The 12644-nt window shown below is 72.9% G+C and carries 11 protein-coding genes; 5 read left to right on the forward strand and 6 right to left on the reverse strand.

Going from position 1 to position 12644, the window contains the following annotated elements; all coding sequences use genetic code 11:
• Nucleotides 1-24: 24 nt before the first annotated feature.
• Both P5G59_RS18640 and P5G59_RS18645 read right to left on the reverse strand, forming a co-directional pair.
• On the reverse strand, nucleotides 25-561 hold the full coding sequence (locus P5G59_RS18640; protein WP_301220521.1) for an MOSC domain-containing protein: 537 nt from the start codon (nucleotides 559-561) through the stop codon (nucleotides 25-27).
• 67 nt (nucleotides 562-628) lie between these two features.
• Nucleotides 629-1090 (reverse strand): ester cyclase, encoded by a 462-nt coding sequence (locus P5G59_RS18645; protein ID WP_301220522.1) that lies wholly within the window; start codon nucleotides 1088-1090, stop codon nucleotides 629-631.
• A 77-nt stretch (nucleotides 1091-1167) separates the two neighbouring features.
• On the opposite strand from P5G59_RS18645, the gene P5G59_RS18650 reads away from it, so the two are divergent.
• Nucleotides 1168-1782 carry a TetR/AcrR family transcriptional regulator gene (locus P5G59_RS18650; RefSeq protein WP_301220523.1) on the forward strand — a complete coding sequence of 205 codons (615 nt, stop codon included), beginning with the start codon at nucleotides 1168-1170 and terminating at the stop codon, nucleotides 1780-1782.
• Nucleotides 1783-1785: 3 nt separating this feature from the next.
• On the opposite strand, the gene P5G59_RS18655 is transcribed toward P5G59_RS18650, so the two are convergent.
• A complete protein-coding gene (locus tag P5G59_RS18655; protein ID WP_301220524.1) occupies nucleotides 1786-3744 on the reverse strand; it encodes a potassium transporter Kup in 1959 nt (652 codons plus the stop codon).
• A gap of 105 nt (nucleotides 3745-3849) precedes the next feature.
• On the opposite strand from P5G59_RS18655, the gene P5G59_RS18660 reads away from it, so the two are divergent.
• Entirely contained in the window at nucleotides 3850-6132 is a 2283-nt protein-coding gene (locus P5G59_RS18660) for an FUSC family protein (protein ID WP_301220613.1), read from the forward strand.
• A 141-nt stretch (nucleotides 6133-6273) separates the two neighbouring features.
• Here the strand turns inward: P5G59_RS18660 and P5G59_RS18665 are convergent, their stop codons facing one another.
• Both P5G59_RS18665 and P5G59_RS18670 read right to left on the reverse strand, forming a co-directional pair.
• A complete protein-coding gene (locus tag P5G59_RS18665; RefSeq protein ID WP_301220525.1) occupies nucleotides 6274-7197 on the reverse strand; it encodes an aldose 1-epimerase family protein in 924 nt (307 codons plus the stop codon).
• A gap of 38 nt (nucleotides 7198-7235) precedes the next feature.
• Nucleotides 7236-8687: a PucR family transcriptional regulator gene (locus tag P5G59_RS18670; RefSeq protein WP_301220526.1), complete on the reverse strand. Its 1452-nt coding sequence runs from the start codon at nucleotides 8685-8687 to the stop codon at nucleotides 7236-7238.
• Between the two features lie 92 nt (nucleotides 8688-8779).
• Here P5G59_RS18670 and gabT point away from each other — a divergent pair, with 92 nt between their 5' ends.
• Nucleotides 8780-10141, forward strand: coding sequence for a 4-aminobutyrate--2-oxoglutarate transaminase (gabT, locus tag P5G59_RS18675; RefSeq protein ID WP_301220527.1), 1362 nt, complete (start codon nucleotides 8780-8782; stop codon nucleotides 10139-10141).
• Entirely contained in the window at nucleotides 10138-11622 is a 1485-nt protein-coding gene (locus P5G59_RS18680; protein ID WP_301220528.1) for an NAD-dependent succinate-semialdehyde dehydrogenase, read from the forward strand. The genes gabT and P5G59_RS18680 overlap by 4 nt, the downstream gene beginning before the upstream one ends.
• 33 nt (nucleotides 11623-11655) lie before the next feature.
• Here P5G59_RS18680 and P5G59_RS18685 read toward each other — a convergent pair whose 3' ends face one another.
• Complete coding sequence (locus tag P5G59_RS18685) at nucleotides 11656-11877, reverse strand: three-helix bundle dimerization domain-containing protein (RefSeq protein WP_301220529.1); 222 nt, start codon at nucleotides 11875-11877, stop codon at nucleotides 11656-11658.
• Nucleotides 11878-11936: 59 nt separating this feature from the next.
• Here P5G59_RS18685 and P5G59_RS18690 point away from each other — a divergent pair, with 59 nt between their 5' ends.
• Nucleotides 11937-12635, forward strand: coding sequence for a PhzF family phenazine biosynthesis protein (locus P5G59_RS18690; protein WP_301220530.1), 699 nt, complete (start codon nucleotides 11937-11939; stop codon nucleotides 12633-12635).
• The last annotated feature ends 9 nt before the right edge of the window (nucleotides 12636-12644 follow it).

Genomic DNA, 12644 nt, shown 5'->3' on the forward strand with positions numbered 1-12644 from the left:
GGGCGCAGGGCCCCGGCCTCCGGCTCATACCGGCGCGAGCGCCTCCCGCGGCGGGTCGGGCAGCAGAACCTCGATGCGGTCGCCCGGCCGGACGACGCCTCCCGCGATCACCACGGCCATCACCCCCGCCTTGCGCACCACCGCGCCGTCCTCATCCGTCGCGACGACCTGTTTGAGCAGCCCCGGCCGGAAGCGGTCGATCTGCACGCACGGATTGCGCAGCCCGGTCAGCTCGACGACGGCGGCGTCGCCGACGCTGAGGCGCGTGCCGCGCGGGAGCCCCAGGAGGTCCACCCCTTCCGTCGTGATGTTCTCGCCGAGCTGACCCGGCCCGACCTCCGCGGTGACCTCGTCGAAGAGCTCGCGGTGGATGAGGTGGACCTGGCGCAGGTTCGGCTGCGACGGGTCGCGCCGCACCCGCGAGAGGTGCTGCACGGTCGCGCCGAAGTGCGCGTCGCCTTCGACGCCGAGGCCCGCCACGAGCCGGATGGCCTCCTCCGGCTCTTTCGAGAAGCGGTGCTCCCCGTCCCGGCTGACCCCGACCACGCGCGCGCTCGTCATCCCTCCATCGTGGCCCGGCCGAGACGGCGCGTCCAGCGTGGCCCGGCGCGTCGTCTCCGGGCCTGAGCTACGCCCGGCCGGCCCCCGCCTGAGCGGCCGGGACGGGCAGCCGCCCCGTCCGCACCAGGATCTCGAACCGGTCGGGCACGCCCCAGTGCTCCACGATCCGTCCGTTCACGATTCGCGCGATGTCGAGCACGGTGAACCGCACGGGGAGCCCGCTGGGCGGCCCGAGGAAAGGACCGGTGTTGGTCGCCGTGCCCTCCGCCCTGACCCAGATGGTGTCGCCGCTCTCGACCCAGTCGCCGATGCTGAAGCTCAGGTCGGGCATGGCGGTATGGACGTCGGTCATCCCCTTCTTGATCTTGGCGATCGCTTCCGCGCCGTTCCCGGCGAGTCCGAACTGGTGCTCGACCAGCTCGGGCGAGCACAGTTCGTCGACGACCTCGGTGCGACCCGAGGCGAATCCTTCGACGAGCATCCGCTCCATGATGCGCAGTGCGGGCGATCCCGCGGTGTTCCCGGACATCTCGACTCCTTCGTCATGCACTCATGCTGTATTGAGTGCAGTAATACTGCATTGAATGCAGTACTAGTATCGACCCTGTGGATGCCGACGTCAAGATCACGTCGTACCGGCAGGAGCAGGCGCTGGCGACGAGGAACCGGATCGCCGTGGCGGCGCAGGCCCTGTTCGCTCGGAACGGCTATGCGGTGACCAGCATCGACGCGATCGCCCAGGAGGCCGGCGTCGCGACCCGCACGGTCTACGCGAGCTTCGGCGCGAAGCGGGAGATCCTCAACCTCATCTGCGAACGCTGGCTCGAGCGTGCTCGGGCCCGCGAGCTCGCCCAGGAGGTCCTCGCGGAACCGGACCCCCGCGCGCGCATCCTGGGCGCGGCGCACTGGCTCACGGTGCTGTACTCCACCGACTTCGACGTCGTCCGCATCCTCGACGCCGCCGCAGACGAGGACGCCGAGACCCAGGTGCTGCTGCGGTCGAAGCTGCGCGGGCGCAACCGGGTGATGGATTCGCTCATCGCGTCGGTCGAGGATGTCCTCGCTGTCCCGCTCGCCGAGGCGCAATCCGTCTACCGCGCACTCGCGGCCACGGGGGTCTACCGCGAGCTCGTCGTCGACTCCGGCTGGGGTGCCGACCGGTTCGAGGAGTGGCTCGGCCGGATGCTGACGGACCAGCTGCTCCCGCCGTCGGGCGCCTGACCGTCAGATCTCGACGTCGCTGCCCATCGTGACCGTGCGCAGCGGCGGCAGGTCGAACCGCGCCGCCGGGTCCGCGGCGTTGTGCGCGAGCGCGACGAACAGCGACCGGCGCCAGCGCACCATGCTCTTGGTCCGGGTCGTGCGGATGGCGCCGCGCGAGATGAAGTACGACGCGTGGGTGAGATCCTCTGCCTTGATCGGCAGCGCGCCGACACGGCAGGCCGCCCGCAGCGCCTTCGGGATGTCGGGGTCGTCGGAGAACCCGAACCGGATGCCGAGGTACTCGATGCCGTCGTCCGCGTACCCGAGGTCGTCGTACTCGAACGCCTCCGCCGGCGGGACGTGCGGCACCTGCGCGAACCCGACGGAGACGATGATGACGTGCTCGTGCAGCACGTGGTTGTGCTTGACGTTCGCCCGCAGCGCGAGCGGAGTGCTGTCCTTGTTGGGGTGCGGGAACACCGCGACGCCCGGCACGCGTGGCAGCCGCTCCTCCTGCACGTGCTCGATGAACTCCGTCAGCGAGCCCTCCTTGCGCTTCCTGTCCTCCTGCACCAGGCGGCGGCCGCGGCGCCAGGTCGTCATGATCAGGATGACGACCCCGGCGATCAGCAGCGGCACCCAGCCGCCGTTGATGATCTTGGAGAGGTTACCGGCGAGGAACGCGAGTTCGAGGCCGCCGAAGACCACGCCCGCGAGCACGATCTTCCACGGCGCCCAGTTCCACAGCCTCCGGGACACGAGCAGCAGCAGGACCGTGTCGACGACCAGGGCTCCGGTGACCGAGATGCCGTACGCCGTGGAGAGCCGGTCGGACGAACCGAAGATGAGTGTGACCGCCATCACGCCGAGGAAGAGCAGCACGTTGACCGCCGGCATGTAGATCTGGCCGCCCTCGCGCTCGGACGTCTGCCGCACGGTGAGCGGCGGCAGCAGCCCGAGCTGCACGGCCTGCCGCGACAGTGAGAACGCCCCCGAGATCACGGCCTGGCTGGCAATGACGGTCGCCGCCGTCGCCAGGATCACGACCGGGAGTCGCGACCATTCGGGGAACAGCAGGAAGAACGGGTTCGCCTTCGCCTCCGGACGGTTCAGCACCAGCGCCGCCTGGCCGAGGTAGTTGATCGTCAGCGCCGGGAACACCAGGAAGAACCACGCCCTCCGGATGGGCGAGCGGCCGAAGTGGCCCATGTCGGCGTAGAGCGCCTCGGCACCGGTGATGACGAGCACCACGGCGCCGAGCGCGATGAACGAGATCGCGGGATGCGCGACGATGAACGTCACGGCGAACGTGGGGGAGAGGCCGACCAGCACGGAGGGGTACTGGATCACCATCCCGAGCCCGGCCACCGCCAGCACCACGAACCACAGCACCATCACCGGGCCGAACAGCACGCCGACCCGGCCGGTCCCGAACCGTTGCAGCGCGAACAGCGCGATCAGGATGACGGCCGCGATCGGCAGCACCAGGTGCGAGATCGCCGGCGTCGTGACGTGGAGGCCCTCGACCGCGGAGAGGACGCTGATCGCGGGCGTGATGATCGAGTCGCCGTAGAATAGCGAGACGCCGACGATGCCGATCACGAGCAGCACCCCGGCCTTGCCCGCCTTGTGGGCGTACAGCCGCTGGGCGAGCGCAGCGAGGGCCATGACGCCGCCCTCGCCGTCGTTGTCCGCGCGCATCAGGATGCCCAGGTACTTGATCGAGACGATGATCGTGATGCTCCAGAACATCAGCGACACCACGCCGTACACGTCGTCCTGGTTGGGTCGCACGGCCCCGCCGTCGAGCAGGAACACGGTCTTGAGCGCGTAGAGCGGACTGGTGCCGATATCGCCGAACACGACCCCCAGCGCCGCCAGAGCGGTCGCGTACAGCGCGGGGCGGCCGACGCCCGCCGGGTGCCGGGGGACGCTCGTGGACGGTGGGCGCGACCCGCCGGCTTTGGCTGTGACCTTCATCTCTGGCCACGGTACCCCGGCGACGGCCCGCCCGCGCTAGTGTGTGGGTCGCGGCGCGCGCGCCGGCCGGCGCCGCCCCGGCGGGAGGAGGTCCGCGTGCGCGTCATGTCCTGGCTGAGCGGCCACGATCCCGGGCTGATGGCGCTGCGCCGGGCCGGGCGGGCGGCGATCGCCGTTCCGCTGCTCTTCCTGCTCGGGAGCCGGGTGATCGGCAGCCCCGAAGTGGCGCTGTTCTCGGCGTTCGGCTCGTTCGCGCTGCTGCTCTTCGTCGACTTCGGCGGTCCGCTGCGGGAGCGGGTGCAGGCGCAGGTCGCGCTCGCCGTCGCGGGCGGGGCGCTCGTCGCGCTGGGGACGCTCGCGTCCTCCCCGGTCTGGCTCTCCGCGTCGGCGATGGCCGTCGTCGCGCTCGTCGTGCTGTTCGCCGGGTCGGTCAGCTCGGTCATCGCCTCGGCGGGGACCTCGCTGCTGCTCACCTTCATCCTCCCGGTGATGCTGCCGGGAACCCCGGCCTCCGTCGGCCCGCGCCTGCTCGGCTGGGGCATCGCCGCGCTGGTCAGCGTCGCCGCGATCACGCTGCTCTGGCCGGCGCCCGTCCGCGAGCCCCTGCGTGGCCGGGCGGCCGAGGCCTGCCGCGCGCTCGCGGCCCGCGTCCGTTCCCTGGCGCCGGGGGAGCTGTCGCCCGCGGCGGTCGCGGATGCCGATGCGACGGCCGCCGAGGCGCAGGCCGCGGTGACCGCCCTGCACACCGGCTTCCTCGCGACCCCGTACCGGCCGACCGGGCTCAGCGCTCCGGCCCGGACGGTGGTGCGCCTGGTCGACGAGCTGCTCTGGCTGAACAGCGTCGTCGACCAGCTCGACCGGCACATCCGGATGCCGCACGACACCCCGGCGCCCGCGCACGAGGCCGCCCGCACGGTCCGGGAGGCCGCGGCCGACGTGCTCGACCGCGGCGCCGCCCTCCTCGCCGGTCACGGCGGCGACCCGGCCGAGCTCGACGCCGCCCTCGAACGGCTGTCGTTCGCGCGCAGCTCGGTCGAGGCGGCCACGCTGTCGCCCGCGTTCGCCGAGTTCGGAGGGCGCGACGGCGGCTCCGGAATGTCGGCCGACGCCGTGATCGTCGCGCTCGGCCCCGGCTTCCGGGCCCAGGAGCTCGCCTACGCGGTGATGACCGTAGGCCGCAACATCGTCCTGACCGCACAGGCGGAGCGCCGCTCCTGGTGGCAGCGGACCCTCGGCCGCCAGCCCGGCGACCTGGCCGGTCCCGTCGCCGCCGCGGCCGAGCGCGCCTCCGGGTACGTGGGCTGGAACTCCGTCTGGCTGCGCAACAGCATCCGTGGCGCGATCGGCCTCGGCCTCGCCGTGCTGATCGCCAAGCTGACCGGCGTCGAGCACGCCTTCTGGGTGGTGCTCGGCACGCTCTCCGTGCTCCGGTCGAGCGCGCTGAGCACCGGGCAGACCGCGTTGCGCGGTGTGCTCGGGACGGTGATCGGCGTCGTCGTCGGAGCGCTGGCGCTGCTCGCGCTCGGCTCCAACCCGGTCGTGCTCTGGCTGGTGCTGCCGGTCGCCATCCTGATCGCCGGGGTGGCGCCCTCCGCGATCTCGTTCGCGGCCGGGCAGGCGGCGTTCACGGTGGTGCTCGTGCTGCTGTTCAACATCATCGCGCCCGCCGGGTGGACGGTCGGGCTCGTCCGGATCGAGGATGTGGCGCTCGGCTGCGCCGTCAGCCTGGTCGTCGGCGCGCTGTTCTGGCCGCGCGGGGCCGCCGCGTCACTCCGCTCGGCGGTCGCCGACGCGTACCTGGCCGGGGTCGACTACCTCCGGGCGGCGGTGGCCTTCGGAGCGGGCCGCTGCGATCCGTCCGCGCCGGAGCATCCGGAGCCGCACCAGCAGTCCCTTCGCGCGGCCGCTGCCTCCCGGCGGCTGGACGACGCGTTCCGCACGTTCCTGACCGAGCGCGGGTCGAAGACGCGCCCGCTCTCCGAGGTCTCCGCGACCGTGACCGGCGTCGCGGGCGTGCGGCTGGCGGCCGACGCCATCCTGGAGCTGTGGCGCGGCCAGGCGCCCGCCAGAAGCGACCACGCCTCGACGCGGCAGGCGCTGCTCGACCCGATGGACCGGCTGCAGCACTGGTACGCCGACCTCGCCGCCCAGCTGGTCGCGCTCGGCCCGCTGCCGGAACCCGATCGGGCGGATCCGACCGCGAGCGACGAGCTGGCCGCCGCGGTCCGCGAGGACCTCGACGGCCCCGTGGACGCGATGGCGACGGCGGTGCGCATCATCTGGACCGCCGACTACCTGCAGGTCGTCCGCAGGCTGGAGCGCGCGATCGTCCGCCCGGCGATGCTGTTGCGGGACGACGCGTCGCCCGGCGGGCGAAGTTCCGGCTGACGCGCATCCGCCCGGCTGTCGAGAGGGCGTGTCGCCCTTCGACACCGCGTACAGCGCGGGCGTCCGCAGGCGCGCCTTAGCATCGCAGTGCGCGCGGCCGGTCGTGGAAGGCCGCGCGCATCTTCTTTGGGCCGGGACGCGTCAGATCGCGCGGATGGTCCAGGAGGCCGAGGCGGAGGCACCGGGCTCGAGCACGATGAGGTCGGTTCCCGAGTTGTAGGCGTCGGGCGGGCAGGTCATCGGTTCGACGGCGAGGCCGAGGCGGTTCAGCTCGGGGAGTGGCTGGTCGGCGGTGTGGACCTGGACCCACGGGCAGTCCTCGCCCCAGACCATCTCGACGCCCGTGCCGCCGGGAGCCGTGACGCGGACGACGGTCTCGCCGTCGGCCGAGCGGGCCAGGTCGGTGAAGGCGTGGTCGATGAAGGTGTCGCCGATCGGGCGCGGGGTGCGGAAGTCCCAGATCCCGCCCTCCGCCGTCTCGACGTCGGCGAGGCCGGTCGGGATGAGCCGGTCCTCGGTGACCTCGAGCACCTGACCGGCCAACAGCTCCAGCGTCCAGTCGTCGACGCGGCCGGGCCCGGCGACCAGGTAGGGGTGCGGGCCGGTGCCCCACGGCGCCGGCGTCGGACCGGTGTTGGTGCCGGTCACGGTCGTGTGCAGGCCGGTCTCGTCGAGCGCGAACGTGACGCTCACCTCGACTCGGTGCGGGTAGCCGGCCTGCGCCTCGATGGTCGCGACGAAGGTCACGCTGTCGGCCGCGCGGTCGACGGCGGCGAAGTCGAGCCAGGCGGCGAGGCCGTGCAGGGCGTGCCCGCGGTTCGGCTCGGTGAGCGGCAGCTGCTGCTCGACCCCGTCGAAGGTGTAGCGCCCGTCGACCACGCGGTTCGGCCACGGAGCGAGGGTCGCCCCGCGAAAGGCGGGCCGCACCTCGTCGGCGTCGAACGGCACGACGAGGTCGCGGCCGTCGAACTCCAGGGTCCGCAGCGTCGCGCCCACCGACGCGATCGTCGCGTGGTAGTCGCCGGCGGTCAGGCCGAAGTGTGTCCCCGATACCGGAATGCTCATCCCCCCATTGTGGCGGATGTGCGCCCATGGCGGCGGGATCAGGCGGAGGCGCGGAGGGCGGCGTAGAGGTCGGCGCGGGCGGCGAAGGAGGAGAGGTCGCGGCCGAGCAGGCGCTCCGCCTCGGCCACGCGGGCGCGCAGCGTGTGGCGGTGGATGCCGAGCTGCCGGGCCGCGACGTCGTAGACGCCGTCCGCATCCAGCCACGTGCGCAGGATGCCGGGCAGGGTCGGGTCGGCGGCGAACAGCGGCTGCAGGGCTGTCGCGGCGACGGCGCGGGCGTCGGGAGTGCGGAGCAGCTCCAGCATCCCGGCCGCCGCGACGTCGTCGAAAGAGGCGACCGGGTCGTCGGCGGTGGCGCGGTTGCGGGCGGCGGCGGCCTGCTCCAGCGCGGTGGGGAGGCCGGCCAGACCGGCGGGGGAGGAGACCCCGCCGCGCAGGTCGAAGCGTCCGGCCAGCGTCGCAGGGACGGTGTCGTCGCCGAGCACGACGAGGTCCTGGCCGTCCCGCGCGAAGAACACGTCGGCATTCGACTCGAGCCAGTCGGCCGCGGCGGCCACACCGCTGCCCGCGAGCACGGCCACGCGGAACGGCGGCTGCGGCAGAGCGTCGAGCACGGGCTCCGCGATCGACGCCGCCACCTCGGTGTCGCCGGCGACGAGGGCCCGCCACACCGCCGTACGCAGGCGCGAGCGGGCAGCGTCGGCGGCGCGCGACTGCTCCAGCGCGAGGCCCGCGAGAGCGACGACACCGGTGACGACCTGCTGGGCCGCCGCATCCAGCCCCTCAGAGCCGACGGCCAGCACTCCTCGGAGGCGGCCGGCGGCGCCGAGGGTCTGCAGCGCGAACGGACCGGCGTCGGTGCCGACGGTCCCCGCGGCGCGCCGTCCGCTTCGCAGCAACGGGTCCGCCGCCTCCGCCAGGGCGCGGCGGGCGCGCGCGTCGACGGCGCCGGCCGGATAGGACCGCGCGACCGCGCCGTCCGCGCCGACCAGTGCCACCGGCCGCTCGATCTGACGCGACAGCTCCGAGAGCACCGCGCCGAGCGCGCCCGGGCGCAGGGCGGCGAGCGAGATCGCCCGGGAGGCGCGCAGCGCCCAGGTGTTCCTGGCGTACGCGTCGGCGGCCACCCGGTCGGCGACGAAGCGCACCACCGCGATGAACGGCGTCCGGTACGGCACCTCGAACAGCGGGAGGCCGTGCTGTGTGCACGCCGCGACGAGCGACTCCGGAGTCCCGGCCCGCACCACCTCCGTGCCGAAGCCGAGCGCCGCGATGCCGTGCGCGGACAGTCGCGCGACGTAGGCCTCCGCGTCCTCCGGGGGCTCCGTGATGAGGAGCACCTGGCCGGGGGAGAGGAAGGGGGTCGGGTCGGGCAGGTCGGAGCTGTGCGCCCAGGCGAGGGGAGCATCCGGGTCGCCCGCGCTGTGCGGCGTGAGCAGACGGAGCCCCAGCTCGGCGCGCGCGAGGAGCTGGGTGAGGGTCGCGGGCATCGGGCTCCATCCGCCAGGGTGTCGATCGTCGGCGAACCGATTGTACGTCGCGTCCACCGTCTCCGTGGTCCGTCCTTCCTACGATTCCCCACATGAGCATCCTCGACACCGCCATCGACACCCCCGTCGGCGGACCCTCGCTCCCGCAGGAGCGCCGGCTCGTCACCCCGATCCCCGGCCCCGAGTCGCGCAAGCGCGCAGAGCGGAAGGCGCAGGCCGTCGCGGCCGGCGTCGGCGCCACCATCCCCGTCTACACCGTCGCCGCCGGCGGTGGCGTGCTGGTGGATGTGGACGGCAACTCCCTCATCGACTTCGGCTCCGGCATCGCCGTCACCGGCGTCGGCAACTCCGCCCCGCGCGTGGTCGACGCCGTGACCGCGCAGGTCGCCGCGTTCACCCACACCTGCTTCACGGTCGCGCCGTACGACTCCTACGTCGACGTAGCGGAGGCGCTCAACCGTCTGACCCCCGGCGACTTCGCCAAGCGCAGCGCCCTGTTCAACTCGGGCGCAGAGGCCGTCGAGAACGCCGTGAAGATCGCCCGCCACTACACCGGCAAGCAGGCCGTCGTCGCCTTCGACCACGCCTACCACGGCCGCACCAACCTCACGATGGGCCTCACCGCCAAGAACCAGCCGTACAAGAACGGCTTCGGTCCTTTCGCGCCCGAGATCTACCGGGCGCCGCTCAGCTACCCGCTGCGCGACGGCGGGCTGACAGGCGCCGAGGCCGCGAAGCGCGCGATCAGCATGATCGAGAAGCAGATCGGCGCGGCCAACCTCGCCGCCCTCATCATCGAGCCGATCCAGGGCGAGGGCGGCTTCATCGTCCCGGCCGACGGCTTCCTCCCTGCGCTCCAGGCCTGGGCGAACGCCAACGGCGTCGTGTTCATCGCCGACGAGGTGCAGACCGGGTTCGCCCGCACCGGCACCATGTTCGCGTCCGAGCAGTTCGGCATCGTGCCCGACCTCATCGTCACCGCGAAGGGCATCGCCGGCGGCCTTCCGCTGTCGGCGGTCACCGGCCGCGCAGAGATCATGGACGCGCCCCAGGTCGGCGGCCTCGGCGGCACCTACGGCGGCAACCCGCTCGCATGCGTGGCCGCCCTCGCCGCGATCGAGACCTACGAGACAGAGGACCTCGCCGCGCGCGCCCGCCAGATCGGCGACATCCTGTTCGAGAAGCTCGGCGCGCTCCGCGACGCCGACCCGCGCGTCGCCGAGGTGCGCGGCCGCGGCGCCATGGTCGCGATCGAGCTCGTCGACCCCACCACCGGGGAGCCGGACGCGGCCCTCACCGCCAAGGTCGCCTCCGCCGCCCACGCCGCGGGCGTCGTGCTGCTCACCTGCGGCACCTACGGGAACGTCATCCGCTTCCTCCCGCCGCTCAGCATCCCGGACCACCTGCTGATCGAGGGGCTGGACGTCGTCGCGGAGGCGGTGGCCGGAGCATGACCATCGTCGACACCACCACGGAGCTGACCGCCCGCGAGAGCGAGCTCCTCGCCCGCGTCCCCGACGGCCTCTACATCGGAGGAGTCTGGGAGGCCGGCAGCCGCGAGCGGATCGGAGTGCAGGATCCCGCGACCGGCCGCGTCATCAAGCGCATCGCGAACGCGACGCCCGAGGACGGCATCCGGGCTCTGGATGCGGCCGCCGCCGCAGCCGACGGTTGGGCGGCCACCGCGCCGCGCGTCCGCGCCGAGATCCTCCGCCGCGCATTCGACCTGCTGCAGGAGCGGCGCGAGGACTTCGCCCTGCTGATGACGCTCGAGATGGGCAAGCCCCTCGCCGAGGCGAACGGCGAGGTCACCTATGGCGGCGAGTTCCTGCGCTGGTTCTCCGAGGAGGCCGTGCGCATCTCCGGCCGCTATGGGCAGAACCCCGAGGGCACCGGCACGATGGTCGTCTCGCAGCGTCCCGTCGGCCCGTGCTACCTGATCACGCCGTGGAACTTCCCGCTCGCGATGGCGACGCGCAAGATCGCACCGGCGCTCGCCGCCGGCTGCACCGTCGTGGTGAAGCCCGCCGAGCTGACCCCGCTCACCACACTGTTCTTCGCGCAGCTGCTGGAGGACGCCGGCGTGCCCGCAGGGGTGGTCAACGTCATCCCGACCAGCACCGCCCGCGCGGTGTCGGAGCCGATCATCGCCGACCCGCGGCTGCGCAAGCTGTCGTTCACCGGCTCCACCCCGGTCGGCCGCACCCTGCTCGCGCAGGCCGGCCAGAACGTGCTGCGAACGTCGATGGAGCTCGGCGGCAACGCCCCGTTCGTCGTCTTCGAGGACGCCGACCTGGACAAGGCCGTCGAGGGTGCGATGCTCGCCAAGTTCCGCAACATCGGGCAGGCGTGCACCGCGGCCAACCGCTTCATCGTGCACGAGTCGGTCGCCGACGAGTTCGCCCGCCGGGTGACCGAGAAGGTGCAGGCGCTGCGGCTCGGCCGCGGCACCGACGACGGCGTCACCATCGGCCCGCTCATCGACGACCGCGCGGTGGCCTCGATGACGGCCCTGGTGGAGGATGCGGTCGCCCGCGGCGCGCGGGTCCTCACCGGCGGTACCGCGCCGGAGGGCGACGGCTACTTCTTCGAGCCGACCGTGGTCGTCGACGTGCAGCCGGGCAGCGACATCCTCCGCGAGGAGATCTTCGGCCCGGTGCTCGCGATCTCCACGTTCTCCACGGAGGACGAGGCCGTCGCCGCGGCCAACGGCACGGAGTACGGGCTGGTCGGGTACGTCTTCACCCGCGACCTCGCGCGGGGCCAGCGGATGATCGACCGCGTCGACACCGGCATGATGGGCCTCAACACCGGACTGGTCTCCAACGCGGCCGCGCCCTTCGGCGGCGTGAAGCAGTCGGGCCTCGGCCGCGAGGGCGGCCTCGAGGGCATCCACGAGTACCTCAGCACGAAGTACACGCTGATCCCGGCCTGACCGGGAACGGATCGGCAGGGCGCGCCGGCTGGGTCAGTCGGTGCGCCCTCGCGCGTTCAGCTCCCGCTTCACGTCGTGCTCGATCAGCACCGGGACGAAGTCGCGCACGGGCGCTCCGTCGAACCCCTCGTGGTGCTTCTCGACCAGGGCGTCGATGTGGTCGCGCGGGACGTCGGGGAAGCGCTCGGCGAGCCGTTCTGCGGCGTGCTCGACGGCGAGGTCCTCTTCGCTGGCGTTCTGGCGGTCGTCGCTCATGCCGCGATTATGCACCAGCGGTCTTAACGGCGGGTATGTGCGTCTGCCAGGCTGGGACCATGGATGAGACCATCGACGTCGTCGTAGTACGCGTGTTCACCAACGAGAGCGGCCGGAACGGCAACGAGCTCGGCATCGTGCAGAGCTCGGAGGCCACCGCCGCCCGCGAGCAGGAGATCGCGACCGCGCTCGGATTCAGCGAGACCGTGTTCGTGGATGCGGTCGACGAGCCCGGCCGCGCTGCGTCGATCCGCATCTTCACCCCGGCCAAGGAGCTGCCCTTCGCCGGCCACCCCAGTGTCGGCACGGCCTGGTGGCTGGCCGACCGCCGCACCCCCGTGGACGTGCTGCGCGAGCCGGCGGGCGACGTGGAGGTCGAGGTCGACCTCGACGACGACCTGGCCTGGATCACCGCGCGGCCGGAGTGGACGCCCGAGTTCGAGTGGCTGGCGCTGGAGTCGCCCGAGGACGTCGAGGCGCTCGACCCGTTCGCCTTCACCACAGGCCAGACCTTCGCCTACGCCTGGATCGACGAGGCCGCGGGAAGCATCCGCGCCCGCATGTTCGCCCCGGCGATGGGCATCGTCGAGGACGAGGCGACCGGCGCCGCCGCCGTCGCGCTGACGGCACGCCTCGGCCGCGCCCTCAGCATCCTGCAGGGCGAGGGCTCCGACATCGCGACCGAACCGGTCGGCGACGGCCGCGTGCGGGTCGGCGGCACCACGGTCTACGACCGCACCATCGAGGCGACCCTCTAGCCGGAGACG

Source organism: Leifsonia virtsii, from assembly GCF_030433675.1.
Lineage (GTDB): Bacteria > Actinomycetota > Actinomycetes > Actinomycetales > Microbacteriaceae > Leifsonia > Leifsonia virtsii.

What these genes read in the sequence shown, in the direction of transcription:
- P5G59_RS18640 (WP_301220521.1), bottom strand. Translation starts at nt 561, where the DNA reads ATGACGAGCGCGCGCGTGGTCGGGGTCAGCCGGGACGGGGAGCACCGC.
- P5G59_RS18645 (WP_301220522.1), bottom strand. Translation starts at nt 1,090, where the DNA reads ATGTCCGGGAACACCGCGGGATCGCCCGCACTGCGCATCATGGAGCGG.
- P5G59_RS18655 (WP_301220524.1), bottom strand. Translation starts at nt 3,744, where the DNA reads ATGAAGGTCACAGCCAAAGCCGGCGGGTCGCGCCCACCGTCCACGAGC.
- P5G59_RS18660 (WP_301220613.1), top strand. Translation starts at nt 3,850, where the DNA reads ATGTCCTGGCTGAGCGGCCACGATCCCGGGCTGATGGCGCTGCGCCGG.
- P5G59_RS18665 (WP_301220525.1), bottom strand. Translation starts at nt 7,197, where the DNA reads ATGAGCATTCCGGTATCGGGGACACACTTCGGCCTGACCGCCGGCGAC.
- P5G59_RS18670 (WP_301220526.1), bottom strand. Translation starts at nt 8,687, where the DNA reads ATGCCCGCGACCCTCACCCAGCTCCTCGCGCGCGCCGAGCTGGGGCTC.
- gabT (WP_301220527.1), top strand. Translation starts at nt 8,780, where the DNA reads ATGAGCATCCTCGACACCGCCATCGACACCCCCGTCGGCGGACCCTCG.
- P5G59_RS18680 (WP_301220528.1), top strand. Translation starts at nt 10,138, where the DNA reads ATGACCATCGTCGACACCACCACGGAGCTGACCGCCCGCGAGAGCGAG.
- P5G59_RS18685 (WP_301220529.1), bottom strand. Translation starts at nt 11,877, where the DNA reads ATGAGCGACGACCGCCAGAACGCCAGCGAAGAGGACCTCGCCGTCGAG.
- P5G59_RS18690 (WP_301220530.1), top strand. Translation starts at nt 11,937, where the DNA reads ATGGATGAGACCATCGACGTCGTCGTAGTACGCGTGTTCACCAACGAG.